The organism is Herbaspirillum sp. BH-1 (genome assembly GCF_002870055.1).
Lineage (GTDB): Bacteria > Pseudomonadota > Gammaproteobacteria > Burkholderiales > Burkholderiaceae_D > Herbaspirillum > Herbaspirillum frisingense.
Genome location: NZ_PKOI01000004.1, coordinates 111,952 through 138,885, shown reverse-complemented (window position 1 = coordinate 138,885; position 26,934 = coordinate 111,952). Strand labels below are relative to the sequence as shown.

The 26,934-nt window shown below is 62.3% G+C and carries 23 protein-coding genes; 6 read left to right on the top strand and 17 right to left on the bottom strand.

Annotated elements, in window-relative coordinates; genetic code table 11:
* Positions 1 to 7 precede the first annotated feature (7 nt).
* Positions 8 to 268, top strand: a complete 261-nt coding sequence (locus tag HBH1_RS24860) for a hypothetical protein (RefSeq protein WP_146012827.1) — start codon at positions 8 to 10, stop codon at positions 266 to 268.
* Here HBH1_RS24860 and HBH1_RS07400 read toward each other — a convergent pair.
* The gene (locus HBH1_RS07400) at positions 258 to 1,862 is read right to left on the bottom strand and encodes a methyl-accepting chemotaxis protein (RefSeq protein ID WP_102662198.1); all 1,605 of its coding nucleotides are present in this window, start codon (positions 1,860 to 1,862) and stop codon (positions 258 to 260) included. The two genes, HBH1_RS24860 and HBH1_RS07400, sit on opposite strands and share 11 nt — an antisense overlap.
* A gap of 304 nt (positions 1,863 to 2,166) precedes the next feature.
* Between HBH1_RS07400 and HBH1_RS07395 the strand changes: the two genes are divergently transcribed.
* Positions 2,167 to 2,958 (top strand): enoyl-CoA hydratase, encoded by a 792-nt coding sequence (locus HBH1_RS07395; RefSeq protein ID WP_102662197.1) that lies wholly within the window; start codon positions 2,167 to 2,169, stop codon positions 2,956 to 2,958.
* 108 nt (positions 2,959 to 3,066) lie between these two features.
* Here HBH1_RS07395 and HBH1_RS07390 read toward each other — a convergent pair whose 3' ends face one another.
* The 6 genes from HBH1_RS07390 to HBH1_RS07365 all read right to left on the bottom strand — a co-directional run bounded on the left by HBH1_RS07390 (position 3,067) and on the right by HBH1_RS07365 (position 9,824).
* The gene (locus HBH1_RS07390; RefSeq protein WP_102662196.1) at positions 3,067 to 3,615 is read right to left on the bottom strand and encodes a hypothetical protein; all 549 of its coding nucleotides are present in this window, start codon (positions 3,613 to 3,615) and stop codon (positions 3,067 to 3,069) included.
* 301 nt (positions 3,616 to 3,916) lie between these two features.
* A complete protein-coding gene (locus HBH1_RS07385; RefSeq protein WP_102662195.1) occupies positions 3,917 to 4,579 on the bottom strand; it encodes a hypothetical protein in 663 nt (220 codons plus the stop codon).
* Positions 4,580 to 4,792: 213 nt separating this feature from the next.
* Positions 4,793 to 5,398, bottom strand: a complete 606-nt coding sequence (locus HBH1_RS07380) for a hypothetical protein (protein WP_102662342.1) — start codon at positions 5,396 to 5,398, stop codon at positions 4,793 to 4,795.
* Positions 5,399 to 5,601: 203 nt separating this feature from the next.
* Entirely contained in the window at positions 5,602 to 6,207 is a 606-nt protein-coding gene (locus HBH1_RS07375) for a hypothetical protein (protein WP_102662194.1), read from the bottom strand.
* On the bottom strand, positions 6,182 to 7,183 hold the full coding sequence (locus HBH1_RS07370; RefSeq protein ID WP_102662193.1) for a hypothetical protein: 1,002 nt from the start codon (positions 7,181 to 7,183) through the stop codon (positions 6,182 to 6,184). The genes HBH1_RS07375 and HBH1_RS07370 overlap by 26 nt, the downstream gene beginning before the upstream one ends.
* On the bottom strand, positions 7,173 to 9,824 hold the full coding sequence (locus HBH1_RS07365; RefSeq protein ID WP_102662192.1) for a type VI secretion system Vgr family protein: 2,652 nt from the start codon (positions 9,822 to 9,824) through the stop codon (positions 7,173 to 7,175). The genes HBH1_RS07370 and HBH1_RS07365 overlap by 11 nt, the downstream gene beginning before the upstream one ends.
* A 315-nt stretch (positions 9,825 to 10,139) precedes the next feature.
* Here HBH1_RS07365 and HBH1_RS07360 point away from each other — a divergent pair, with 315 nt between their 5' ends.
* The 3 genes from HBH1_RS07360 to HBH1_RS07350 all read left to right on the top strand — a co-directional run bounded on the left by HBH1_RS07360 (position 10,140) and on the right by HBH1_RS07350 (position 12,117).
* The gene (locus tag HBH1_RS07360) at positions 10,140 to 11,006 is read left to right on the top strand and encodes a TorF family putative porin (protein WP_102662191.1); all 867 of its coding nucleotides are present in this window, start codon (positions 10,140 to 10,142) and stop codon (positions 11,004 to 11,006) included.
* A gap of 31 nt (positions 11,007 to 11,037) precedes the next feature.
* A complete protein-coding gene (locus tag HBH1_RS07355; protein WP_102662190.1) occupies positions 11,038 to 11,445 on the top strand; it encodes a hypothetical protein in 408 nt (135 codons plus the stop codon).
* A 99-nt stretch (positions 11,446 to 11,544) separates the two neighbouring features.
* Positions 11,545 to 12,117, top strand: a complete 573-nt coding sequence (locus HBH1_RS07350; protein ID WP_102662189.1) for a hypothetical protein — start codon at positions 11,545 to 11,547, stop codon at positions 12,115 to 12,117.
* Positions 12,118 to 12,135: 18 nt separating this feature from the next.
* Here the strand turns inward: HBH1_RS07350 and HBH1_RS07345 are convergent, their stop codons facing one another.
* From HBH1_RS07345 to HBH1_RS07310, 8 genes are all read right to left on the bottom strand, one after another.
* Positions 12,136 to 12,846 (bottom strand): response regulator, encoded by a 711-nt coding sequence (locus tag HBH1_RS07345; protein WP_102662341.1) that lies wholly within the window; start codon positions 12,844 to 12,846, stop codon positions 12,136 to 12,138.
* Between the two features lie 8 nt (positions 12,847 to 12,854).
* Positions 12,855 to 15,620 (bottom strand): sensor histidine kinase, encoded by a 2,766-nt coding sequence (locus tag HBH1_RS07340; RefSeq protein ID WP_102662188.1) that lies wholly within the window; start codon positions 15,618 to 15,620, stop codon positions 12,855 to 12,857.
* Positions 15,621 to 15,711: 91 nt separating this feature from the next.
* A complete protein-coding gene (kdpC, locus tag HBH1_RS07335; protein WP_077235451.1) occupies positions 15,712 to 16,323 on the bottom strand; it encodes a potassium-transporting ATPase subunit KdpC in 612 nt (203 codons plus the stop codon).
* A gap of 29 nt (positions 16,324 to 16,352) precedes the next feature.
* Positions 16,353 to 18,542: a potassium-transporting ATPase subunit KdpB gene (kdpB, locus tag HBH1_RS07330; protein WP_102662187.1), complete on the bottom strand. Its 2,190-nt coding sequence runs from the start codon at positions 18,540 to 18,542 to the stop codon at positions 16,353 to 16,355.
* A 69-nt stretch (positions 18,543 to 18,611) separates the two neighbouring features.
* Entirely contained in the window at positions 18,612 to 20,393 is a 1,782-nt protein-coding gene (gene kdpA, locus HBH1_RS07325; protein ID WP_102662186.1) for a potassium-transporting ATPase subunit KdpA, read from the bottom strand.
* A 1-nt stretch (position 20,394) separates the two neighbouring features.
* Positions 20,395 to 20,484 carry a K(+)-transporting ATPase subunit F gene (kdpF, locus tag HBH1_RS07320; protein ID WP_017452361.1) on the bottom strand — a complete coding sequence of 30 codons (90 nt, stop codon included), beginning with the start codon at positions 20,482 to 20,484 and terminating at the stop codon, positions 20,395 to 20,397.
* Positions 20,485 to 20,822: 338 nt separating this feature from the next.
* On the bottom strand, positions 20,823 to 21,986 hold the full coding sequence (locus HBH1_RS07315; RefSeq protein ID WP_102662185.1) for a PDDEXK nuclease domain-containing protein: 1,164 nt from the start codon (positions 21,984 to 21,986) through the stop codon (positions 20,823 to 20,825).
* Between the two features lie 407 nt (positions 21,987 to 22,393).
* Positions 22,394 to 24,394, bottom strand: a complete 2,001-nt coding sequence (locus HBH1_RS07310) for a sensor domain-containing diguanylate cyclase (protein ID WP_369878605.1) — start codon at positions 24,392 to 24,394, stop codon at positions 22,394 to 22,396.
* 73 nt (positions 24,395 to 24,467) lie between these two features.
* Here HBH1_RS07310 and HBH1_RS25375 point away from each other — a divergent pair, with 73 nt between their 5' ends.
* Positions 24,468 to 24,752: a hypothetical protein gene (locus HBH1_RS25375; RefSeq protein ID WP_233207565.1), complete on the top strand. Its 285-nt coding sequence runs from the start codon at positions 24,468 to 24,470 to the stop codon at positions 24,750 to 24,752.
* A 96-nt stretch (positions 24,753 to 24,848) separates the two neighbouring features.
* On the opposite strand, the gene HBH1_RS07305 is transcribed toward HBH1_RS25375, so the two are convergent.
* The gene (locus tag HBH1_RS07305) at positions 24,849 to 26,432 is read right to left on the bottom strand and encodes a gamma-glutamyltransferase family protein (RefSeq protein ID WP_102662184.1); all 1,584 of its coding nucleotides are present in this window, start codon (positions 26,430 to 26,432) and stop codon (positions 24,849 to 24,851) included.
* A gap of 71 nt (positions 26,433 to 26,503) precedes the next feature.
* Positions 26,504 to 26,917: an oxalurate catabolism protein HpxZ gene (gene hpxZ / locus HBH1_RS07300; protein WP_102662183.1), complete on the bottom strand. Its 414-nt coding sequence runs from the start codon at positions 26,915 to 26,917 to the stop codon at positions 26,504 to 26,506.
* Positions 26,918 to 26,934: the final 17 nt, after the last annotated feature.

Here is a 26,934-nt window from a genome sequence, read left to right as displayed (position 1 = left end):
ACGGCCCATGAAAAAAGGCCGCCGGATGCATGTTGCAGCGCATCCAAACGGCCTTCATGGTAGAGAACAGACGGCAAAAAGTGCTGCCGTATTTGATCTGGAGAAACGAGGTTTGCAGCATTTCCTGCTGCCATTTCCTGATTTTCAGATTAATTATTCGAACAAACCAAATTGGCGCAGCATGCACCACTTCGAACTGCGCCGCCCCGGTTTGATCGCAAGGCCTGCGGTGCCGCAGCAGGCCGCCAGGGATATCCTCAGCGCTTGACCACCAGCGAAGAGGAACGGGACGCCGCCACCGCGCCTGCCGGGCGATCCAGCGTGAACACGCCCACCAGGCCCACCAGCTTGTCGGCCTGCTCCTGCAGGGACTGCGCCGCAGCGGCAGCCTGTTCCACCAGGGCCGCGTTCTGCTGGGTGGTCTCATCCATCTGGGTGATGGCCTCGCCCACCTGCTCGATGCCAGAGCTCTGCTCATGGCTGGCGGTTGCGATCTCATGCACCACGGTCGAGACGCCCTGGATGCTGGAGACCACCTGTTGCATGGTCTGCCCGGCCTGCTGCACCAGATGCGTCCCGGCGTCGACCTTGCCCACCGAGTCATCGATCAGTTGCTTGATTTCCTTGGCTGCCGCCGCCGAGCGTTGCGCCAGCGAACGCACCTCGGAAGCCACCACTGCAAAGCCACGTCCCTGCTCGCCGGCACGGGCCGCTTCCACGGCGGCGTTCAGCGCCAGGATATTGGTCTGGAAGGCGATGCCATCGATCACACTGATGATGTCCACGATCTTGCGCGACGACTCATTGATGGAGGCCATGGTCTGCACCACCTGCCCCACCACCTCGCCACCCTGGATCGCTACCTTGGCCGCACCGGACGCCAGTTCGTTGGCGTGCTGGGCATTGGCCGCATTCTGCTTGACGGTGGAGGTCAGCTCTTCCATGGCCGAGGCGGTTTCTTCCAGCGAACCGGCCTGCTGCTCGGTGCGGTTGGACAGGTCCATGTTGCCGTTGGCGATCTCATCGACCGAAGTCTTGATGGACTCGGTCGCGCCCTTGATGCCGTGCACGGTATCGACCAGACGGTCGCGCGTGTAGGCCACGGCCGCCACCAGGCTGCGGTCGTCACCCCCCATGGTACGGATGGTGCCGGTGAGGTCACCGGCAGCGATCTTGCGCGCCATCTCCGCCGCCTCGCTGGGTTCGCCGCCGATGGAGCGGAAGATGTTGCGCGAGACCAGGCCCGCGATCAGCGACAGGATCACACCCAGCACCACCAGCACCACCACCGCCTGGATCAGGGCACGACGGAAATCGGCCTCGATGTCGTCGGAATAGACGCTACAGATCAGGTCCCAGTTCCAGGGCTTGAAGCGCTTGACGAAGCCCAGCTTGGGACTGGGCTTGTCGCTGCCCGGCCGGGGCCACCAGTATTCCAGGTAGCCCTTGCCATCGGCCGAGGAGCCGGTTGCGGCGATCATCTTGTAGAGCGCATTGCCCTTGGCATCCTTGAAATCGATCATGTTGCGGCCATCGAGCTTGCTATTGATCGGGTGCATCACGATGACCGAATCGGCGGCCACGATGGTGGCGTAGCCATCACCGGTATAGCGCTGGTCGCGCACGCGTGCAATGGCGCCCTTCTGTGCGTCTTCGCGGGACAGCTTGCCGTCGGCTTCCAGCTTGGCGTAGCCGGCGACGGTGGTATAGGCCATCTCGGTGACGTCTTCCAGACCGCGTTGCCGTTCGGCAATCTGCAGGTCGCGGGTCTGGTAGGCATGCCAGATCGAGAGCACCAGCAGGGCGATCCAGGAGAACACTAGCGGAAGCCAGAGTTTTTTCTTCAGAGAGAGATTGTTCATGATCGGAAAGAGGTGGCCGTGGTTGCACTGCGTTTGTGAGGTGATCGGGAAAGCCGAATGCCCACGCCACCCGCTGCCGGGACCCCGGCGCGACGTTCACTCCCCCATCCTCGTTTACGGCCGGCAATGTCCTCGGCTAAAGGGTGATTTCAGTGAAAGTCTGTATTTTTCATGACTATTTTTCAGTCCCGGCACAACAATTCCCAAACAACAGGAGATGCGTATCGCGGGGCGGCATAGCTGAGCGGACTGGCCTCATGATGACGCGCTACCATCTCACAACAATACTCAAGGAGACCCATGCATGACAGCTCACGAATCTATCCTGCTGCGGCAGGACCAGGATGGCATCACCACCCTCACTCTGAACCGCCCACAGCTATTCAACGCCCTTTCGGAAGCGATGCTCGATGCGCTACAGGGACAGCTGGATCAGCTCGCACGGGACGAGAACGCGCGCTGCGTGATCCTGGCTGCGCAAGGTCGCGCCTTCTGTGCCGGCCATGACCTGCGCGAAATGCGGGCCACGCCCGAGCAGGCCTACTTCCAACAGCTGTTCGACCGTTGCAGCCGGCTGATGCAATCGCTGCGCGCACTCCCCGTGCCGGTCATCGCCAAGGTGCAAGGCCTGGCCACTGCTGCCGGTTGCCAGCTGGTGGCCAGCTGTGACCTGGCGGTCGCGGCCGAGAGCGCCCGCTTCGCGGTATCGGGCATCAATGTCGGCTTGTTCTGTTCCACCCCGGCGGTCGCGCTGACGCGCAACCTGCCCATCAAGCGCGCTTTCGAAATGCTGGTCACCGGCAAGTTCATCGATGCCGCCACCGCGGCCCAGTGGGGCTTGATCAACCAGGCCGTCCCCGATACCGGCCTGGACGCCGCCACGCTGGCGCTGGCGCACGAGATTTGCAGCAAGCCCGCCATCTCGATCCGGCGCGGCAAGGCCATGCTGTACCGACAGCAGATGATGGCCCTGCCGGATGCCTACGCCCACGCGGCCGAGGTCATGGCCTGCAACATCATGGATGCGGAGGCGATGGAAGGGATCGATGCGTTTCTGGAGAAGCGGGTGCCGCGCTGGCACCCGACGCGGGAATAAATGGCTGGTTCGGCGAGATCTGCGCCCGCCGCGGGATCTGTTGCCATGAGGTTCCGGGGCAATCAAGGAGAATCGATTGCCGCCGACTTGCGGTCCATCAGGTCTTGATCAAGTCTTCATCAGGTACCAGAACACGGGGTCATCATTCTCGTCCAGTTCTGGCAAGGGAACAGGATCACCCTCGCGCAGCGCACATTGTCGCTGGTCCAGGCGCCGCGCCACCCACCGACCAGACACCGGACAGGGCTGCTCGGGAAAGACCGCCAGCGCGGTACAGGTCTGCTTGTGATGACGGTAGGCCTGCGACTCCAGCATGGCGTAAAGATCAATGCCCTTGAGCTCATCACGCAACTGGACCACCACCTCGTCGTCCAGGAAATCGTCGCGCACCAGCAGGAATTTCTTCTTCCCCAGCAGGGTCATCGCGATGGCCCCGGGGCGGTCCTCCACCTGCTCGATCAGCCCAGCCTCCTGCGCGGCCGACAAGGCCTCATTGACCAGTTCGACGCGTCGCCCGTCCAGCACATCCGACGTGCGCACGGCACTGCCCCGGATCGCCTCATCTCCGTCATAATCTGCCATGCAAAAAGGATAGAGAACGGCGCGGACCAGATCGTCTGGGGTGGATTCATAGTCTCTTAAAACGGCGCTTTTCATTTGCCACTGTCCTTATTCAAATAGTCGGGTTCTCTTACGATGGAATCACCGCGGAGCATGAAGCGCGCCGACCTGAACGGCGCGCTGAAAGTATCGAGGCGATGTCTTGCATGATGCGTCTCCACGACTCCGTTTTTTCGAACATCATTTTTTCCTTGCACAAGGCGGATTTCCCGGACACGGATTTCGCACACGCGAGCTGGCGATAGCTCCGATTTTTTCACGAGGTCGGCAGATCGCTGAAGAACATGTCCATCGGCGTTTCTCGTCCTATCTCCCGCCCCAACAGGGACTACGCCATTCATTGCCGTGACATTTCCCTTGAAACCATTTTCTCTTCAACTAACGCGCCACCGCGCAACAGATATCGGGTGGAAGTCGCCCCGTCCTGCTCTTTCACCCGATAACCGAGGTCTGTCCCTTCCCGGATCACCTCGTAACTCTTTCCACACCCCCAAAAATCGCGGTTGATGACTTTCGCCGTGCGCCCTTTTACTGCAATCAGGTATGCACGTTCATCCCCCATGCCGGTCATGCACGGCTTGTACTGCGTTTTATTCTCCGGGATCCTCGTCACGGTCATCACGACATAATCGCCCTGCGCTGTACTGATGAGTGATTCATCGTCAATGGCGAGGACGAAGTCCTGTTTCAGGAGATTGAATGCCTCCTTCAACGGAGCCGGCTTTATCGCCTTCTTGGACGTGATATCCAGCAGATAGGCTGGCGTAGCCGCCCCATCCTCGCAGCACTCGCTCCCATCACTGCGGACAAGCACATATTTCACCGCTATCGGGGAACGCCCGTACATCGCCCGGAACTCTTTCAACTGATTCACGCTGATCGCCGGCTGTGCCAGGACCGGCGCGGCAAGTATCGCCATCAACGTGGCGGCCAGGCAGCTCTTGTTTCTCGCTATGGACTGAGTCACATAGTGCAGAATATTTGAAAGCATTTTCTTCATTGTGTTTATCCTTTTATTTATCGACTGCCGCGCGATCACGCTCAGGGAAATCACTTCCGCGTCATCAACGCTCGACAATGTATCTATGCGACGTGAGGAAGCAACGCTTTCTGAACAACCGGCTCGCGCTTTCCTACCTTATTCCGATCGAACCACTCTCTAAGGAAGACCAGCCTGGCCTTTCTCCTAGTCAGTCTCGTCACATCACCACGCCTACTCACGCTCCCAGACGAGTGAATCCCCTCGGATCATGTATCGCAAAATCTCTGGATTTTCGCCTCGCTCTGTCACCCGATAACCGACAAAACCCTGGCCCCGAACTACCTCATACTCGCGCGAACACCCGCCGAATTTTTTACTGACAACTCTGGCTTTTCCGTCGGAGATAGCGAGAAGATAGGCCCGATCCTCTCCCATGTTTGGCGCACAACGCTCGTAGCGTGGATTGTTTTCTGCAGGACGTGACATCGTCAAAATGACGTAGTCTGTCTTCCCATTACTCAGCAGTGTCTCTCGATCAACAAGGACGCTGAAATCTCCTTTAAAAAGGCTGTCGATTTCTCTTGAATAGATGAGGTTGTCAGCCGATTCCGTCCGGATGTTGAGCAAGTAGGTGGGATCGTTGAGTTTCACGTTCACCGCCCATGAGCCATCCGGGTGAACAAGAACGTATTTCTCCGGTTGGCTTTCAGGTTGAGGTCTCGCACGATAACGCACAACGATTTCCTCGCTTATTTTTGGCAGATCTCGACCGAATGAAATAAGTGGAAAACATATAAAAATAAAAAATAACTTACTTTTCAATGATCTAATCGACATAAAAATCTCTTTTATTCGCGACATTGGCTCCGTTTCCCGGGCCCTGCATCATTCAGATATCACCAAATTCATTCTTGCCTGCTTGGACTTCAGGGGCGACCTTCCGCATCTGCCTATTTTTCAGAGTTCCTCTAATAAATCGGTCCTAAGCGACCGCACCGACCAAAGTCTCCCTGTCACCAATCTCTCGCAATCGAATACTCCTACTCACGCTCCCAGACGATTGAATTCCCTCGGATCATGTATCGCAAAATCTCTGGATTTTCGCCTCCCTCCTTCACGCGGTAGCCGATGAATTCCTGCTCACGAATAACTTCATATGTGCGCGAACATCCACCGAATTTCTTGCTGACGACCTTGACCTTGCCATCGGAGATAGCGAGAAGATAGGCTCGATCCTCTCCCATGTTTGGCGCGCAACGCACGTAGTACGGATTATTCTCCGCAGGGCGCGACATCGTCAAAATGACGTAGTCTGTCTTCCCATTACTCAGCAGTGTCTCTCGATCAACAAGGACGCTGAAATCTCCTTTAAAAAGGCTGTCGATTTCTCTTGAATAGAAGAGGTTGTCAGCCGATTCCGTCCGGATGTTGAGCAGGTAGATGGGATCGTTAAGTTTCATGTTCACCGCCCATGAGCCATCCGGGTGAACAAGGACGTACTTCTCCGGTGGGATTCCAGGCGGGGACTCCGCACGATAACTCGCCACAATGTCTTCGCTCATCCCGGGAAAATCTCGACCGAAAGAGAAAATTGGAAAAAAAATAGCAACAATAAAAAACTTAGTTTTTAAGTAGGTGGTCGGCATAACAAACCCCAGAATATTTCCACTGATGTTCCGCGTCTTGTCCCTTTTTCATTTTGTTGTAACTATCTTTATCACGCTCCCGAAGCTCTTTTTCACTCTTCCCGGTGTTTGCCTCCTTATCCATATCCCAACCGATATTCCCCGTCTGCGTATCACATTGGATATTTCCAATACGTTTCCATGAATGCGACGCGTCGTCCCACTTGTGATACTTCCCCCCATTCCAGCCAGTCACCGTTTCAAGATCCAACATCTGTGGCGTATACGCTCCTCCTTCCGATTTTAGATAGGCTTCTGCGATAGCTCGCTTCTTCCTGAGGCGATCTATCGACTCTTCGATATTGATTCTCCAGCTCCAGATTTGCTCGTAGGTTGGGGGATCCTTCGTAAGCTGGCCTGCACCAAATCCTTTATCTCCCGAAACGATCGGTTGGAAATCCTTATCGCGCACATGCTTGAAGCGCGATTCCTGCGCGATGGCCTTTTCCATCAGGGGTTCATTGTTCTTGCGGATCAGCGCCACGATGCGTTCTTTACCCGGCTGCTTGGCCAACACCTCGACTGTCCTGATAAATTTCTCCGTACCAACCGTAACGGTGACCGTGAGAATGCCGCCGATCACCTTGCCTATGCTGCGCGCGTTCCAGCTTTTCCCTTCCTGCGTGATGCTTCCTCCGTCCATGTATGTTTTTAGCTCCCGCCCTCTGTCCTTTTCGCTCAAACCACTGACCTTCGCACTCCAGGTCATCTTCCAAGCCCAGAGATAAGGTCCCGGCACCTCGGTCTTGAATTCGAATTCGATGTTGGGAAACACTGCTTCTTCATCGATGAAGAATTTCTCCATCGTGTCTGGCTTCACCCATTCCCCCCGGTCGTCCGTGCGCACGACAACCTCCACCAGGGATTTCTTGGTGCGGTTAGTCATGCCGGCGTTGTCATTACCCTTTCTGCTCTGCTTTTTCTTTTCAACCATCATTGGCCTCCTGAAGAATTTCGAGCCGCAACTTGCTCGGCTGATCAGTATTGAAATACGGGGTCAAGCCCTGCGCGTCACTGCGACCTTCCCATGTCATGCCGCAACTGCTCACCACCCGATATGCACAATTGGCCATCGGCTGGCCGGCCTCATCGACCAGCCGGAAGCGTTCGTCAAACGCCGTCATCTCCCTCACATCGACCTGCGGTAACGGCATGGCATTGCTACCCATGAATCGCTTGAGGTCAGCCTTCACATCGAACCCGGCCTTGGTCCCCAGTTCGATACCGCTGCCATCGAAGCGGGCATAGCTCCCGCCACCGTTGAGGACGATGCGTTGCCTGGCGCTCAAGACGATTTCGTCGGCGGTCTGGGTGATCTTCAACTTGGCTAGCAGGTGGATGTTGTCCTTGAGGGCGCGCAGGTCGATGTCACCGCTGGCGGCCACCATCCGCAAACCTGCCTTCTGGACGAACAGGCGAAAGGTATCGCGCACACTGGCGAAGAAGCCGCCAGATGCGGCCAGCGACAGATGGCGGCCGGCCGTCAAGGCGGTATCGCCGCCGCTGGCCAGGTGCGTGTCCCGCGCGCTGCTGGCGGCGATGCCGGCTGCGCTCGCTAGCACCAGCGAGGGTTCGGACAGTTCAGGGAAGCCCTGTTCTCCGGCCTGCGTCGTACCCGCTGCGGTGCCAGGACCAGTGCCGCGGATGGCAACGGTCTGTGCCTTGAGGGCCGCCGCCACCTCTGCTTGTTGTGCATCGCTCTCTTGTGCGCCGGCGCGCTGGGCCAGCCGGGCCAGTGCGTGCTGTTCCTGACGTGCCGTGACCAGGCGCGCCAGCGTCTCGCCCAGATCCTTGGCGTGGCGGCGGGCGCGAGGGCGGGACTCGGTGGTCACCAGCATGCCGCGTCCGGCGCGCAATACACCCCAGGCATCGGTACGCAATTCCCAGCCTTCGCCACGGGCGTCCTGGCGACCTTTTTCATCCTCGATGCGATGCAGATGCCCCAGCGAGAGCTGGCTGCTCTGATGGTCACTGTGTAGCTGCGCCTGCATGCGGTCGAGCGTGTCGTCGAGAATCATGTGATTGCTGCGACCGAGGGGATGATTGCCGGTCTTGCCGGTCAGCTCGCGGCTGCGCATACCCGTCAGGGTCCGTTGCGAGGGCAGGTTCCAGGGTGGCATGTTGAATGCGTTATAGACGCTGCCGATGATCAGTGGCCGGTCCGGGTTGCCGTCCAGCCATTGCACCACGACCTCCGCGCCGACCCGGGGCAAGGCCATTGCGCCCAATCGCGCACCGGCCCAGGGGCTGGCCACACGTACCCACGCCGAACTGCCGGCATTGAGCTTGCCGGCCCGGTCCCAGTGGAATTGCACGCGCACGCGTCCGTATTCATCGGTATAGAGCGCAGCCTGACCGGGCAGGCCGACCACGGTGGCAGTCTGTGGTCCGGCGACGCGTGGTGTGGTGCTGTTGAAGCCGCGCCCCGGGCGCCACGGGTAGGGGCGACGGCTGCAGCTGAACCAGTTGCGATAAGACGGTTCGTCACTATCGCCTTCCCTGGGCAGGTAGTTGTTCACAGCGCGATGACGGATGCCGAGGATGAGGAATTCGTCATGTCCCGGCGTCCGATCCCAGTGCATGCGCGGCAACTCGAAGTGATCGGTCAGCTGGAACCAGCGTCCGGGCAAGAGTCTGCAGCAGTTGCCCTGCCCTTCGACCTGGCGGGCCAGGGATTCGATTTCCTCGATGCGGACACGGCTTTGGGCTTCGCCATGGTCCAGGTTACGAAAGCCCAGATGGCCGGTGTATTCGTAATCCTCCAGAAGCGGCAGCCGACCCTGGCGATTTACCGTGGCGATGCCCACCTGCACCGGAAGCGGTCCCTTGAAGTTGAAGCTGCGCAGCGCGACGTTGGCAGACGCCATCTGGCGCCGAGGCGACCACTGGTCGATGGCGTCCTCTTCCTGCGAACCGCCGGCGCCGTGAAAGCGTACTTCCTGATCGCCATCGATGGCAGGTTGCAGGCGGCTATCGCTGGCGACGATGAGCGTGTGGCCAGTGGCGTCGTGCTCGTACCAGTAGTACCAACCGGCGGCTTCCCAGCGCCGGCTGAGGTAGTTGTGATCGGTCTCGTCATACTGGCAGGCATCGGTCATGACCGGGTCATCGGCACGGACGTGCCATTCCCAGCGCGCATGCGGGCGGTAGTCAGCGAGGATTTCGTTGGTCTGCTGGCGCAGGTTCTTTTCGTGAAACAGGAAATGGTCGCGGCGCAATGAGAGAAAAGTGAACCAGGGTCCCAGTACCGCCTCGTAGAACACGAAGGCGCCGTCGGCACGGGTGCGGCAAAACGAGATGACGTGCCCGGAAAAGTAACGCAGGCTGCCATCCTGACAGACCAGTTCGATGACCAGCAGCTTGCCCAGCATCTCCTTGAGAGCGAGCTTGGGATCGTCGCTCAGCAATTCCACCTTGTAACTGAAGTCCCGCGACATTGCTTCCTCGGCATCCAGCCGCTGAACCAGCAGTGGTGAAGCCGGAGCATCGTCCTGGGGGAAATGCAGCCGCATGAGCCGCTGGTTTTGACGCTGGTGTTGCTGAAGCAATTGCTGGAAAGAAGGAACAGCCTGGCTCATGGAAACTCCTGCACGGTCGATGCGCGTGACGGGCACGCGAGGAAAGGCAGGACTTTGCGACGAATTGTGGGCCACGGCTCGGTCTGCGCGAACAAATGAGCGAAAGCTAGAAAACTCCCAAAAACAAGTTCAAAAAAATTCTAGTTACTCAGGCTGGAGGCTTTATCGGCACGCCATACGCTCGCTCGTACGAGATAGAATTTCGACTCCGCGCCGGTTTTTTACGTCATGTATACGACGCCAAGATGAAGTTTTATCCGGATTAAACGCCCACCCACCTAAGCTGCGTGCTCCTCAACCCGTGGAGCACCCAGCATGATTCGCCGTCACCAGGAACAACATCAACAAACCCAACCGGAATTGGTCCCGCTGGGCCAGCGCCGCCTGCGCCGGGCCCAACTGGCCGGTGTGGCCGGACTGGCGACCCTGGCCGCCAGTGTGCTGCTGGCCATCGCCGTCGTCACCCCGGCGCAGGCTGAAGAAAATGCCAATGCCACACCCTTGGCCGATACTTCCGCCCTGCACCTGGCCGGTAACATCGGCGTGGTCAGCCAGTACGTCTTCCGTGGCACCACGCAGACCAACCAGAAGCCGGCCCTGCAGGGCGGCTTCGATCTCACGCATGACAACGGTCTCTACGCCGGCGTATGGCTGTCCAACATCAGCTGGATTTCGGATACGAACCCGGCCGCCTCGGCCAGCCTGGAAGCGGATATCTATGGCGGCTGGAAGCCGGTCCTGAGCGACTGGCTCAACGGCGACATCGGCGTGCTGCACTATGCCTATCCTGGCAGCTATCCCGATGGCATGACCCACCCCGACACCACCGAGCTCTATCTCGGACTGGATGCCAAATGGATCGCCTTCAAGTATTCGTACAGCACCGGCAACACCTTCGGCAATGCCGATACCCGCGGCAGCAGCTACGCCGACCTGTCGCTCACGCATGAGCTCTTCGCCGGCATCACCGGACTGGCCCATATCGGCCGCCAGCACTACACCGGCCCCAATGCCGCCAACCTGTCCTACACCGACTGGAAGCTGGGCATGAGCCGCGACTTCTCCGGCTATGTGCTGGGCCTGGCCTATACCGGCAGCAACGCACCCGACGCCGGCTACACCCTGCGCGGCAAGAACATCGGCCGCAACCAGTGGATCGCCTCGCTCAACAAGGGCTTCTGATCCCCAACCACGCGCAAGGAGGAAGTCCATCATGCGTAGCCGTCTGCACTGGAAACGGGGCGAGGACCGCCTCCATCCGCTCTCGCCGCGCCACCTGTTCCTGCGTACCGCGCAGCGGCGGCGCTACCGCTGCATGCTGGTGGCGCTGCTGATCTTCCTGGTATGCGCCGGCATGGCGCCACTGACCCAGGCAGTGGCCCCTTATCGCGCTGAAGACGACTACGGCCCCTCGCCGCAGGCCCTGCAGCACCGCAAGGACTGTCGTCGCCAGATCGGCCAGGTAATGGCGGGGAAGATAGAAAGCGAGGATTTCGTGGCACGCAGCGATCGCGAATATTTCCGCTACGTGGTGCGCAAGGACCTGCGTGAAGTAATGTTCATCTGCGATGCGCGCAGCGGCGAAATCCGGCGCCAGATCGACCTATGGGGGGACCTTTAGGTTCACTTCCCGTCCCTGAGCGTGCGATGGACTGGACAAGTGGCGGGGCTGACGGCAAGATGCCGCATCCCCGCCGCTACTCATTTCATCAGACTGCTCATGCAAGCCGATTACGCCACCATCCTGCAATGGATCTACCTGTTCAATTCACTGGCCCTGGCCCAGCTGGCCCTGAAGCAACTGGGGCGACGCCGCAAGGCGAGGCAGCTGGAACAGGGCTTTCGTGCTGCGCAGACCAGCGACTGGCGCGCTACCGCGCCTGACTTCCTGTTCGCCCGGCTGGGCAAGCCGCATGCGCAAGTGGAACAGGATGACGGCAGCACCCTGCAACGCTGGCGTGGCGAGCGCCACTGGCTGGATGCGGTGTATCGCGACGGGCAATGCCAGAGCGTGGAGATTTCCGCGCATCAGGAAGAGAGCTTCCCCACCGTCAATACCTACTTCAACTGCGCCGTGCTGGCGGCGCTGGCATGCGCCTGGAAATTCTCGGGCCTGGCCGATGCACCGGAGCTGCCGGTGGCCGCAGCGGCCAAGCAGTATCTGTCCAACTTCATCGTCTTCGTGGCGGGGGCCTGGCTGCTGTCCTTCGTGCTCAAGCGCCAGCGCATGCTGCTCAATCTCGGCTGCATCGCCATGGTGGTGCTGGCGCTGCCCTTGCTGAACTGGCCTTGATCGCCCTGCCCGCAACGACTATTCGGCCACCACATCGGCCAGCCGATAGCCCACGCCGATCTCGGTAAGGATGTGCACCGGCTGGGCGGCATCGCGCTCCAGCTTCTGGCGCAGGCGCTGCATGTAGATGCGCAGGTAATGTCCATCTTCCACGTGCGACGGTCCCCAGCCGGCCACCAGCAATTGGCGGTGCGTGATGACGCGCCCGGCATCGCGCAGCAGCGTGGCCAGCAGGCGATATTCGATCTGCGTCAGATGCAACGGCTCACCATTGCGCGTGACGCTGCGCGCCGGCAGATCCACCGCCACCTCCCCCATGCGGTAGCGACCGCTGGCCTGTCCCGTGGCCGAAGCACGCGCATGGCGGCGCAATTGTGCGCGCATGCGGGCCAGCAACTCGGGCATGCCGAAGGGCTTGACCAGATAATCGTCGGCCCCGGCGTCGAGCGCCTCCACCTTTTCGGACTCCTGGGTGCGGGCCGAGAGGATCACGATGGGCACGCTGCTCCAGTTGCGGATTTCGCTGACCACCTGCTTGCCGTCGCCGTCCGGCAGGCCGAGGTCGATGATGATCAGGTCCGGCTTGCGGGTCCCGGCCTCGGTGATGCCTTCGCGGGCGGTGCGGGCTTCGTGGACGATGAAGCCTTCCTGCTCCAGCGCGCCCTTGACCAGCTTGCGGATGTGCGGGTCATCTTCGATGAAGACGATATTGCCTGCGTGTTCTTGCATGGTGTTCCTCATTCTTCAGGCAGGGCCGGCTGCGTTTCCACCGGCAGGGTAAAGCAGACGGTAGCCCCCTGCCCGGCTTCCTGCGGGGCGATCCAGATGCGGCCCTGGTGCGCCTCGATGATGGCGCGACAGATCGCCAGTCCGAGGCCCACGCCGGGGGTGCTGGACTCGTTGTCGCCACGGGTGAATTTCTCGAAGGCATGCTGCGTCATGGCCGGCGGGAAGCCGCGCCCCTGATCGCTCACGCTGACCTTGAGCTGGCGGCTGCCATCGCTCTGCTCGACATGGGCCGCGATGGTGATGGGACTGCCGGCGGGTGAATACTTGATGGCGTTCTCCACCAGGTTGGCCAATACCCGCTCCAGCAAGACCGCGTCCACCCGCAGCAAGGGCAGGTCGGCGGCGATGCGGGTTTCCACCGACAGTCCTTCCAGTGCCTTGGCCAGCAGACGCAGGGCCGAGCCGGTCAATTCTTCCAGGGCATTCCATTGCCGGTTCAGCGTAACCACACCGGCCTGCAGCCGTGCCATGTCCAGCAGGTTGTTCATCAGCCCGACCATCTTCTGCGACTGCTCGCTGATGGTACGGGCCATGGCGCGGGCGTCATCGTCCAGGCGGGCATTGGCGGCCAGGACGTCGGCACTGCCCACCAGCGAGGTCAACGGCGTGCGCAGGTCGTGCGAGATGGCCGACAGCAGCGAATTGCGCAGGCGTTCCGATTCCATCGTCACCAGCGCATCCTGGGCCACCTCGGCGTAGTGCAGGCGTTCGATGGCCATGGCGATCTGGGAACAGAAGATTTCCAGCATCTGCCGATTCTCGGGCAGCGCCAGCTGGGCGGCCGCCAACTGGCCCTCTTCCTCGCTGGCGGCATCGATGGCAAAAGCCAGTACGCCACGGGTCCGCATGGTGGCCGTCAGCGGCAGATACAGGGCTGCGGCCGAAGGCAAGGTGGCCGTGCCCTTGCCGGCCACCTGCCCGTTGTCATAGACCCACTGCGCCACGCCGGCATCCACACTGTGCAGCACATGCGCGCCACTACCGTCCTGCTCCGGCGCCGTCAGGCGCAACTGGTCGGCACTGTCCGGCAGGAAGAAGGCGATGCGCGCCCCGAACACCGCGGCCAGGTGACGGCGGCCGATTTCCAGTATCTGGTCCAGCGTGAGCAGGGCCGACAGTTCCTTGCCCAGCATGTAGAGATTGGCAGCCCGCGCCTCGCGCTGCATGGCCACGCTGGCCTGGCGCCGCAGGCGTGCCGTGAGCGAACTGATGAACAGCGACACCGCCAGCATCACCGCCAGGGTCAGCAGGTACTGGGCGTCGGACACCGTGATCGAAAAACGCGGATCGACGAAGAAGAAATCGAAGGAGATCACCGACAGCACCGACACCAGCGCCGACGCTGCTCGCCCATGGCGCATCGCCACCAGCATCACGCCCACCAGGTAGAGCATGATGACGTTGGCCGGATGCAGCTTGCCGTCCAAGAGGAAGGCCAGCGTCGTGGTGGCTGCGCAGCTGGCCACGGCCCACAGGGTGCCACGCGTGCGACGCCGCCGCGTGAGCAGGGCCTCGGCCGCGCTGGCCGCACTGTCGGTACCGTCACCGGCACGTCCCTCGGGCTGCTCGCGGGTGCGGCTGCGGGCGATGGTGTAGAGATCGATCTCGCCACCGGCCGCGGCGATACGTTGCGCCAGCGAGCCACGCGGCCACTGCAGAAGGTGACGCAGACCGCGGCTCTGCTGGCCGATCACCAGCTTGCCGGCGTTGCGGCTGCGGGCAAACTGCAGCAGTGCGGCGGCCAGCTCCTCACCACTGATGCTGGCCGTTTCCGCACCCAGCGATTGCGCCAGTTTCAGATAGGCCACCACCCGCTCGCGGCTGGCCATGGCCTGGCGCTGGCGCGGCAGATCGACGTGCACCGCCAGCCATTCGGCCTGCAGCTTGGCGGCCAGCCGGGCGCCTTCGCGGATCAGGCGTTCCTCACCGACGCCGCTGCCGATGGCCACCACGATGCGCTCACGCGCCTGCCACAGCTGGGCGATGGAGCGGTCGGCGCGGTACTGGCGCATGTCGGCATCGACACGGTCAGCGGTGCGGCGCAGGGCGATCTCGCGCAGCGCGATGAGATTGCCCTTGCGGAAGAAGTTGCGTCCGGCCTTCTCGGCCTGCTGCGGCAGATAGACCTTGCCCTGCTGCAGCCGCGCCAGCAGTTCGTCGGGCGGGATATCGACCAGCTTGACGTCGTCGGCATCGTCGAAGACATGGTCGGGCACGGTCTCGAAGACGCGGATACCGGTGATCTGGCCCACCACGTCGTTGAGGCTTTCGATGTGCTGCACGTTGAGGGTGGTGTAGACATCGATGCCGGCGCGCAGCAGTTCGTCGATGTCCTGCCAGCGCTTGGCATGGCGCGAACCGGGGACATTGGAGTGCGCCAGTTCGTCCACCAGGATCACGCCGGGCCGGCGTTCCAGCGCGGCATCCAGGTCGAACTCGGGCAACTGGCGATTGCGGTAGGCCACCATGCGCATGGGCAGGCGCGCAATGCCGGCCAGTTGCGCCTCGGTCTCGGCGCGGCCATGGGTTTCGACCACGCCGGCGACCACGTCCACGTCCTGGGCCGCCAGCGCCTGGGCCGCTTCCAGCATGGCAAAGGTCTTGCCCACGCCGGCCGAGAAGCCGAAGAATATCTTCAGGCGGCCGCGTGCCTGGCGTTCTTCGTCGCGCATCACGCGTTCCAGCAGGTCGTCGGGGTCGGGGCGTTGGTCCATGGCGGGTATTCGGGTTGCTGGCATTGTAGTGGCAAAAGGCCGGGGGCACGGCAAACGCGTGCCCCCGGCCTGGCTTGCGCGGATGTCTGACCTACTTGGGATCGGCCTGGGCGCGCATTGGCGCGGCCACATCCAGGGCCAGGTTCAGCTTGAGCACATTGACGCGAGGTTCACCGAACAGGCCCCATTGCGGGGTCTCGCTGTTGCCACGGATCAGCGCCCGCACCTGCTCCACGCTCACGCCACGTGCACGGGCCACGCGAGCGGCCTGGTAGTCGGCAGCGGCCGGGCTGATGTGCGGGTCCAGGCCGCTGGCCGAGGCCGTCAGCAGGTCGATGGGGATGGCGCCGGTGTTACCGGGATCGGCTTCCTGCAGGGCCTTGGCACGGTCTTCGGCGGCCTGCTTCAGGGCCGGATTGGTCGGACCCAGGTTGCTGCCACCGGAGGCCATGCCATTGTTGGGGAAGGTGCCCGAGGCCGAGGGGCGGCCCCAGAAATAGGCCGGGCTGCTGAAGTTCTGGCCGATCAGTTCGGAGCCGACCGGCTGTCCCTGGCGTTCGATCAGGCTGCCATTGGCCTGCTGCGGGAAGAAGGCCTGCGCCAGGCCGGTCACCAGCAGCGGGTAGAGGCCGCCCAGCAGCACGCCCAGCAGGATGAACAGCGTGATGGCCGGACGCAAAGGATGGGGAGTAGAGGTTTTCATGAGGCTTTCCTTGGAGCTAGGAGACAAGTTCATACCAGGCCGAAAGCGGCCAGCAGCATATCGATCAGCTTGATGCCCACGAACGGCACCAACAGACCACCCAGACCGTAGATCAGCAGGTTGCGACGCAGCAGCACGGCCGCGCCCAGGGCGCGATAGCGCACTCCGCGCAGGGCCAGCGGGATCAGGCCGACGATCACCAGCGCATTGAAGATCACGGCCGACATGATGGCGGAGTCTGGGCTGGCCAGATGCATCACGTTCAGCGCGCCCAGCTGCGGATAGGTCGCCACGAACATGGCGGGAATGATGGCGAAATACTTGGCCACGTCATTGGCGATGCTGAAGGTGGTCAGGCTGCCGCGCGTCATCAGCATCTGCTTGCCGATCTCGACGATCTCGATCAGCTTGGTCGGATTGGAGTCCAGATCGACCATGTTGCCGGCTTCCTTGGCCGCCTGGGTGCCGCTGTTCATGGCCACGGCGACGTCGGCCTGGGCCAGTGCCGGGGCGTCGTTGGTACCGTCGCCGGTCATCGCCACCAGCTTGCCTTCGGCCTGGTGCTGGCGGATCAGCGCCAGCTTCTGCTCCGGCGTGGCCTCGGCCAGGAAGTCATCGACACCCGCTTCGGCAGCAATGGCAGCAGCGGTCAGGCGGTTGTCGCCGGTGATCATGATGGTCTTGATGCCCATGCGGCGCAGTTCGCCGAAACGTTCCTTGATGCCGCCCTTGACGATGTCCTTCAATTCCACCGTGCCGAGGATGCGGATCGGCGCACCCTGGTTGACCATGGCTGCCTCGGCGTGCCATTCGATGACCACCAGCGGCGTGCCGCCGCGACGGGCGATGGCTTCCACGTCGCTCTCCACCTGCGCCGGCAAGCGCTGGTCGGCCGAGCGCACCAGCTTGCGGATGGCGTCGGCGGCGCCCTTGCGGATGCGACGGCTGCCGATGTCGATGCCGGAGACGCGGGTCTGCGCCGAGAACGGGATGAATTCCGCGCCCAGGCCGGCCATTTCGCGTTCGCGCAGGTTGAAGCGGTTCTTGGCCAGCACCACGATGCTGCGGCCTTCCGGCGTTTCATCGGCCAGCGAAGCCAGCTGGGCGACATCGGCCAGTTCGCGCTCCGCCACGCCGGGCGCCGGCATGAAGGCGGCGGCCTGGCGGTTGCCGAGGGTGATGGTGCCGGTCTTGTCCAGCAGCAGCACGTCGACGTCACCGGCGGCTTCCACGGCGCGGCCGGAGGTGGCGATCACATTGGCCTGCATCATGCGGCTCATGCCGGCCACACCGATGGCCGAGAGCAGGCCGCCGATGGTGGTCGGGATCAGGCACACCAGCAGTGCCACCAGGGCCGTCACCGACACCGGCGCACCGGCACCGGCGGCGGTCACGGAAAAGATCGAGAACGGCAGCAGGGTCACCGTCACCAGCAGGAACACCAGCGTCAGCGCCACCAACAAGAGCGTGAGGGCCAGTTCATTGGGGGTCTTCTTGCGGCTGGCGCCTTCCACCATGGCAATCATGCGGTCCAGGAAAGCTTCGCCCGGATTGACCGAGACCCGCACCACGATCCAGTCCGACAGCACGCGCGTGCCGCCGGTGACAGCCGAAAAATCGCCGCCGGATTCGCGGATCACCGGTGCCGATTCGCCGGTGATGGCGCTCTCGTCCACGGTGGCCACGCCCTCGATGACGTCGCCGTCGGCCGGCACGGTATCGCCGGCTTCGATGAGGATCAGGTCGCCCTTGCGCAGGCTGTCGCCTTCCACCACTTCACACTGGCGGGCGGCGTTCGCAGTGCCTGCCACCGAGGCCGCATTGCGCAACTTCTTGGCCGTCACGCTCTTCTTGACTCCGCGCAGGGCCGCGGCCTGGGCCTTGCTGCGGCCCTCGGCCAGGGCTTCGGCGAAGTTGGCGAAGAGCACCGTGAACCACAGCCAGGCGGCGACGGCGCCGATGAAACCGGCCGGCGCCTCACCCTTGCCGACCAGGGCCTGGATGAACAGCAGCGTGGTCAGGATGCTGCCGAGATAGACCACGAACATCACCGGATTGCGCCACTGCACGCGTGGCGACAGCTTGCGCACGGCGTCGGCCAGGGCCGGCTTGACGATCTTCGGATCGAACATCCAGCGCGCGGTCTGCGCGGCGGACGGAATGGCATCGGCCTGCAGCTTGCTGGCAGCGGCCGGAGTATTGCTGGAAGGGGTAGTCATAGGTTTTCCGTTGCGGGTTGCTGCGCGGCGCGGGCGTGTCCGCCCTTGCCGCGCAAGCCATCGAATCAATTACATCGCCATCATCTGCAGGTGTTCCACCACCGGACCCAGCGCCAGTGCCGGCACATAGGTCAGCGCACCCACCAGGATCACCGCGCCGATCAGCAGGGCCACGAACAGCGGACCGTGCGTGGGCAAGGTGCCGGAGGTGGCCGCCAGGCGCTTCTTGCCGGCCAGCGAACCGGCCATGGCCAGCACCGGCACGATGATGCCGAAGCGGCCCAGCCAGGTGCAGAGGCCGGTCGTGATGTTGTAGTACGGCGTATTGACCGAGAGCCCGGCAAAGGCGCTGCCGTTGTTGTTGGCCGCCGAGCTGAAGGCGTACAGGATTTCCGAGAAACCGTGCGCACCGGGGTTGGCGATGCCGGCCAGGCCGCCCTCCACCATCACCGACAGGGCGGTGAAGATCAGCACCAGGGCCGGGGTCATGAGAATGGCGATCGACATCATCTTCATGTCGAATACGCCGATCTTCTTGCCCAGGTATTCGGGCGTACGGCCGATCATCAGGCCGGCGATGAACACCGCCAGCACCGCGAAGATGAGCATGCCGTACAGGCCCGAGCCGACGCCGCCGAACACCACCTCACCCAGTTGCATCTGCAGCATCGGCACCAGCCCGCCCAGTGGCGAGAGCGAGTCGTGCATGGCATTGACCGCACCGCAGGACGCCGCCGTGGTGATGGAAGCGAACAGGGCCGAGGCCGGGATGCCGAAGCGGGTCTCCTTGCCTTCCATCATGCCGGGGCCGGAGGCGTGCAGCGACGCCAGCATGGGATTGGTCTGCGACTCGCTGTACATCAGCACCAGCGTGAGCACCACGAACAGCAAGGTCATCGAGGCCAGGATGGCCCAGCCCTGGCGCCGGTCTCCAACCAGCACGCCGAAGCTGGTACAGAGCGCGGCCGGGATGATGAGGATGGCCAGCATCTGCAGGAAGTTGGCGAGCGGAGTCGGGTTCTCGTAGGGGTGGGCCGAGTTGGCATTGAAGAAGCCACCGCCGTTGGTGCCGATCATCTTGATGGCTTCCTGCGAGGCCACCGGTCCCATCGGCAAGGTCTGCCGGTCGGTGCTCTGGGCATCGACCAGCGGTTCGCCCTTGGCATCCTTCAAAGGCTGGCCGGCAGCATCCAGTTTTGGCACGGTGTAGTGGGTCACTTCCAGCGTCTTCACTTCCTGGTAGGAACGGAAGTTCTGGATGCTGCCCTGCTGCACCAGCACCAGGGCCAGCACCACCGACAGCGGCAGCAACACATAGAGCGTGCTGCGGGTCAGGTCCACCCAGAAGTTGCCGATGCCCTTGCTGCTGTGGCGGGCAAAGCCGCGAATGAGCGCAAAGGCGATCGCGATGCCGGTGGCCGCCGAGAGGAAGTTCTGCACCGCCAGCGCCGCCATCTGGGTCAGGTAGCTCATGGTGGCTTCACCCACATAGCCCTGCCAGTTGGTATTGGTGACGAAGCTCAGCGCGGTGTTGAAGGACGAGTCGGGACTGATGGTGGGCAAGGCCTGCGGATTGAGCGGCAGCCATTGCTGGACGCGCTGCAGCAGGTACACCACGATCAACCCGAGGAAGTTGAACAGCACCACGGCGATGGCGTACTGCTTCCAGTCCATGTCTTGCTCGCGGCTGATGCCACAGAGGCGATAGAAGACGCGTTCGATGCCACCGAAGAGGCGATTCACGCGTGACCTGCCCTCCATCACGCGGGCCATGTACCAGCCCAGCGGCAGGGAGAGAATCAGCAGCACGGCCAGGTAGAGGCCGAGCTGGAGGTAGTTGTTGCTGTCCATGTCAGAAGTCCTCCGGCTTGATCAGCGCATAGACCAGGTACAGCAACAGGGCAATGGAAACGACCAGCCCCAGCAGATACATGAGGTTCATTTCTTCTCGCCTTCCTGCCGTTCCAGACGGCTGCACAGGGCGATGAATGCCCACATCGAGATGCCGCAGACCAGCAGCATGCCCACGTAGAGAAAATCCGTTTGCCACATTTCCCACTCCATTGTTGACGTTGTGTCCCGCCGCTCCGGGAACCGGAATCAGCGACAGTGGAACGATAGGGAAAGCGGCATTAAATCCGGGTAAATGTTTGGGGCGGGGGTGTAAACAAGAAGTAAACGTGGGCCGGCAAGGTGATGACGTGCGGGCGGAGCGAGGTAGGGCCGGGCGAGACGAGGTGATTTGCAGGACCGGAGGTTTCTCTGGCGTCCGAGTGCGCACTACAGGTCGTCAACACCATCGACATTGCCCACAACGTGCCGCGCCTGGAGTTCTCTCTGCGTCTTCTCCAGTTCTGCTTCCAGCAGCTTTACGTCAGGCAGCACGGTTTGGTATTGGGCCGCCATGATTTTGTTGGGCAGACCTTCCAGGGCGTAGCGGGCCAGCGCCGATCTGGCACGGGCGCACAGGATCAGGCCGACGGGCGGATTTTCATCCGGCAACGTCCAATGCTCACGGGCATAGTTGCAATACATATGCATCTGCCCGACATCGGCATGACTGAGCTCCCCCAGTTTCAGATCGATGATGACCAGGCAACGCAGGCGGCGGTGAAAAAACAGCAGATCCACGCGGAACCAGCTTTCGTCGATGCGCAGTCTGCGCTGGCGGCCGACAAAGGTGAAGTCGCTACCCAGTTCAAGCAGGAAATCTTCCAGGCGTCGGATGAGCGCCTCCTCCAGATTGGATTCGGAATACTCATCCTTGAGGTCGAGGAACTCCAGCACGTAGGGATCTTTGATCACCTCATCTGGCGTGACGACATCCTGGGGCTGCTGCTGGCTTCCTTCTTCAAGCATGGTGCGCTTGTTCTTCGACAGCAAGGCGCGGGTGTGAAACTGGGAACTGATCTGGCGGTCTAGCTGGCGTACACTCCACCCGCCACGCAGGGCTTCGGCTTCGTAGAATGCCCGCTCTTGAGCTGAACGTGTACGGCGCATCAGGTGGATATAGTGGGTCCAGGACAGCGGGAATACTTGCGCCATCTGACGGATGTCGAAATGTCTGGTCAACGACCTTGGGGGCAGCGCCAGGCTGCCTGCTGGCGATATCCGAATCAGTGATTCGGATATCGTCGAAGGCGGATAGGTCTGGTAGAACAAGCGCATGGATTCCAGTGAGTCTACGCCGAACCCTCGCCCGAAGCGGGCAGACAGGTCGGCCGACAGACGCTTGAGCAAAGCCTGTCCGTATCCTGCCCGCTCCCTGCCACCCTGCTCCAGCTCGACGATGCGTCGCCCGATCTCCCAATAGCTGGCCGTCATGAAAGCATTGACGCTGCGTGCGGCAGCGCGTCGGGCCGTCTCGATCAGGTCCACGATCTCGGTGTGGGCGGCGGCGTAGTCGGCATGATCCGACGAATCGGATTCGGGACGATTGACCATGTGTATAGGTAGCTACGCAATACGGGAGCTGGACGCGATGGTCGGTTCTCCGTCGGATTTTCCGAATTCAACATCTGGTGGGGCGGCGAGAGCTGTTTTCACGATCGTCGAGTCCGTAGGAGCGAATGAAGAGATGACTGAAACGTAGATATCGCAGAGTCCGGGATTATCTGTGACCAGCATGGCGCGATAAGAAGCCGCGTCGAAGAAAGCGCAATAAATCGAAGAATGTCTTTTGAATGTCTTTGAATGCAAGGTCTGGATCGCGTCCGGATTCCGATTGGCAGGGCATCACGCCGAGAAGACGCTGGAATACCTGACAACCGCAAGACACCATGGCGGCGCTACGGTAATAACGAGGGGAGAAACGGGAAGAGAAAACAACAGCGGCCGGCAGCGCCGGCCGATCAGACGTCGGACACCTTGCCCAGTTCGACGCGGTTCTTGCCCAGGCGCTTGGCGGCGTACATGGCCTTGTCGGCCATGGCCAGGAGTTCTTCGGGGCCGACTTCGCCGTCCAGGTCGGGGTGATAGACCGCCACCCCGATACTGCTGGAGATGTTGACCGTGGAGTGGGTCAGCTGGAAGGGTTCGCGGATGGTATGGAGGACCTTCTCGGCCACCATCAGGGCGTCTTCCTGGGATTGCAGGTTTTCCAGGATCACCACGAACTCGTCACCGGCCAGGCGCGCCACGGTATCGACGTCGCGCACCGATTGTTGCAGACGCCGCGCAAACTCGACCAGCAGTTCATCGCCGGCTTCGTGACCATAGCGGTCGTTGATGCCCTTGAAGCCATCCAGGTCCATGAAGAACAGCGCCAGCAGTTGATGGGCGCGGCGCGCACGCATCATGCCCTCGGGCAGGCGGTCGCTGAAGGCGCGGCGATTGGGCAGGCTGGTCAGTACGTCGGTGAGGGCCAGTTCGCGCATCTGGTCGCGGAAGGCCAGACGTTCGGTGATGTCGTGCAGGAAGGCGATGAACAGGTGGCCGCTCTGGCGCTTGACATGCCCGACCGTGATCTCGATGGGCAGTTCATGTCCATCGTGATGCAGGGCCTGCAGTTCGATGCGGTTGTTGATGACCACGCTGGTGCCATCTTCGAAGAACTTCTCCATGCCGCGATTGTGGGCGGCGCGCATGTCGGGCGGGATGATCAGTTCGGCCATGTCGCGCCCCATGGCCTGGTCACGCGGCCAGCCCAGCAACAGTTCGGCCTGACGGTTCCATTCGACCACCCGACCGTGTTCGTCGGCGGCAATGAAGGCGTCCTGGGCGTTTTCCAGGATGGCGCGCAGTTCGGCGGCGCTTTCTTCTAGCTGGATCTGGTTGGCCTGTTGCTGGTCCAGCGCCTGCTGCAGGGCGGTGGCGGTCTCGTGCAGGCGGCTGGTGCGCTCGGCGACCCGATGCTCCAGGCTTTCATTAAGGGAGCGCACTTCGCGCAGATAGCTTTCTTCGCGTGCCACCATGTTGACCAGGGTGGAGGACAGCAGATGGATTTCGCGATAGCTGTCCACCCGCGGGATGGAGACGTCGGAGCGACCGGCGGCGCGTTGCTCCAGCGCTGCCGAGAGTGCGTTGATGGGCGCCACCAGGCGTCGCGTGAGCACATAGGCCAGGATCACCAGCACGGCCCCGGAGAGCGTGCCGACCACGATCACGCGTCGTTCCAGATCGCGGAAGGCGGCCAGCGCCACCGACTCGGGCTGGCGCACCAGCACGCTCCAGTTCAGTTTCATGCCGCCCTGCTGGCCGGTACGGGCGTAACCGGTGACATAACGCAAACCGTCAGGCCAGGTCTCCAGCAGCGAGCCGCCGGTACGCGAGGCGCGCGCGGCACGCAGGCTGGCGGTATCGACCTTGGTTTCTTCGAGATTGCGGGGACCGAGGATGACGGTATCGTCATCGCGCACGATGATCACGTCGACGTCATAGCGGTTGCCGGCGGGGTCGAGCAGCTTGGCGGCGATATCGCGGGCCCAGCTCCAGGACAGGTGCATGCCCAGCACGCCCACCAGCTGACCGTTTGCATCCTGCACGGGTGCGGCGAGGTCGACGAAGCGCCAGGGATCGGACTGCGGGGGCAGCTTCTTGCTCAGGAGGAGTGCGGGATGGTAGTCGCCCGCATATTCGCTTTTCCGGCCTTCCTGGAACCAGGGGCGCTCGGCCACGCTGACACCTTCAAGCAAGCCATTGGTGGCCGCCAGTACGGCACCATCGGGTTGCGCCAGGCCGATCCAGGCATAGTGCGGCACATTGGACTGCAGTTCGTTGAGCACCCGGCGCACGCGCGCCACATCGGTCGCGGCGCGGATGGACGGGCGTTGCACCAGCAGACGCAGATCGATCTCGCGTTCGATCATGCCGCGCTCGAGCGCGTCCTGCATCTGCCAGGCCAGCTGCTTCATGCGTGTTTCGGATTCCGAACGCGCGTAGCCGCGCGTGAACTGATCCACCAGAATCAGCACTGACACGGTCGTGATGAGCACGGTTATAACCACCCCCAGCGTAATCAGCGACGACAGATTCGGCGGAGATGGGGCGTTTTTCTTGTTCAATTCAGACAAAATGCTGCGATACGACTGGATGCATGACGGCTCCCCTGTGAACCGCTTGGGTATTTCGGCATCTTGCCAGAACAACTATGGTTTTTCATCGCATTTCCCGAAAAACTTCGAGAAAATTTTTACGCAGGAAAATACTCACCAATACTCCGCAGCGCTTTCCCCTCAAAGCGACATGACTGCAGGCAAAAGCGCGCAATAGACAGCATTTCCCGACAGGCGGGAAATGCAAAAAGACAACGGATGGCGACGATCTGTGAGGATCGCGGCCATCCGTCGCGGGGTGGGGAATGGAGATTTACAGGCCGGCACACACGCCATCGGCGCGGGGATCGGTGGCGCCTTCGATGACGCCATCCGGATGCACGCAGACTGCGCCGGCGTGCCCCATCATGTCGGTGTATTCCTCCACCACCTGCACTTCGTGACCTGCCTGGCGCAGGGCGTCGATGGTAGCGGCCGGCACCCGGCCTTCGACCTTCAGGTTGGTGGAGACATCGCCCCAGGTCCGCCCCAGCAGCCAGCGCGGTGCGCTGACGGCGGCCTGCAGGTTCTGGCCGAAGAGCACATGACGGGTGAATACGGCGGCCTGGGTCTGCGGCTGCCCTTCCCCACCCATGGTGCCGTAGGCCAGGGTACGACCATCCTCCAGACGCGCCAGCGAGGGATTGAGGGTATGGAACGGCAGCTTGCCCGGTTGCAGCTGGTTGGCGCCATCGTCCAGGGTGAAGCTGGCGCCACGGTTCTGCCAGACGATGCCGGTATCGGCCGGCACCACGCCGCTGCCGAATTCCCAGAAGATGCTCTGGATGTAGCTGACCACGCGGCCCTGCGCATCGGCCGCGCCCATCCAGATGGTGTCGCCGGGCTTGGCCGGATGCGGCCAGGGCGCGGCCTGCTGCAGGTGGATCTGGCGGGCTTCCTGGTCCAGTGCATCGGCCAGCAGCCAGTGCGCCGCGTCCACGCTCATGTGGGCCGGGTCGGTGACATGCTTGTTGCGCAGGATGAAGGCGCGCTTGGTGGCTTCCACCAGACCGTGGATGTGGGCGAAGCCGTCGGCCTCGGTGATCCCCAGGCGGTCGAACAGGCCGATGATCATCAGCGCGGAAACGCCCTGCGTCGGCGGCGGCAGGTTGTAGACGCGGCCTGAGCGCAATTGCACCATCAACGGCTGCACGATCTGGGCGTGGAAGGCTTCCAGATCGGCACGACGCACCGGGCTGCCGGCCGCTTCCAGGCCCGCAGCCAGGGTGGCGGCGAGGTCGCCGCGATAGAAGTCGTCCAGCCCGGCTTCGGCCAGGCGTGACAGGCTGGCGGCCAGGGCTGGCTGTTTCAGCACCGCGCCCTGGGCCGGAATGCCGGTCGCGGCATAGGTGGCGGCGAAGCCGGGCTGGTCCTTGAGTTCGGACCACTTGTCGCGGGTGAGTTCATGTTGCGAACGGGTGATGGGGACCCCGGCCTGGGCGTGACGGATGGCGTCGGCCAAGAGCACCGGCAGCGGCAGAGCGCGGCCGAAGCGTTGCGCGTAATCGAGCGCGGCCGACCAGCCGCCCACGGCGCCGGCCACCGTCAGCGCCGCATGCGCGCCACGGGTGGGTACCGCGCTGTAGCCATGACCGGCATAGAACGCCTTGGTCGCCAGGGCCGCCGACGGTCCGCAGGCGCGGATGGCCACCGGCTCGCGACCGGGCTCGCTGATCAGCCAGAAGCCGTCGCCGCCGATGCCGTTCATGTGCGGATAGACCACCGCGATGGCGGCCGCCGCAGCCACCATGGCTTCGACCGCATTGCCGCCTTCGCGCAGGATCTGTGCGCCGGCTTGGGCGGCCAGGTGATGAGGGGCGGTGACCATACCGCCCAGACAGGTCTTGCTATACAACATGGCTGACTCCTGAGGTTTTTATATTGGATGGGAAGGCAATGCGACGATGATAACCGGGGACGGCGCGGCGTTCAGGCCGGCATCGTTTTCGGTGCATCCATCCAGGAAACATGCGCGGCGACGATGCGCCAGCCCTGCGGCAGGCGCAGCCAGGTATGGCTCTGGCGGCCGATGCGCGTTTCCCCTTCGCGGCTGAACTCGGTATTGGCGACGGCATAGTCCTGACCGTAGGTGGTGATGACGGTCTGGCGCAGGGTGCGCATCAGGTTCTTCGGCGAGCGCCCCTGGCGAAAGGCGCGGATGGCCTCGGTCCCGACCAGGTTCTCGGTGGCGCCGTAGCGTACGGTATGCGGCCCGTCGAGGAAGAGTTCATCCAGCACCTCGACCTGATTGGTGGTCAGCGCAACTTCGTAACGCTGGAAGGCCTGGCGTACTTCAGCCACCACCTCCGGCAGGTTGATCTCGAACGGTTGTGTCGATTCCATGCTGATTCCTCTGTGTC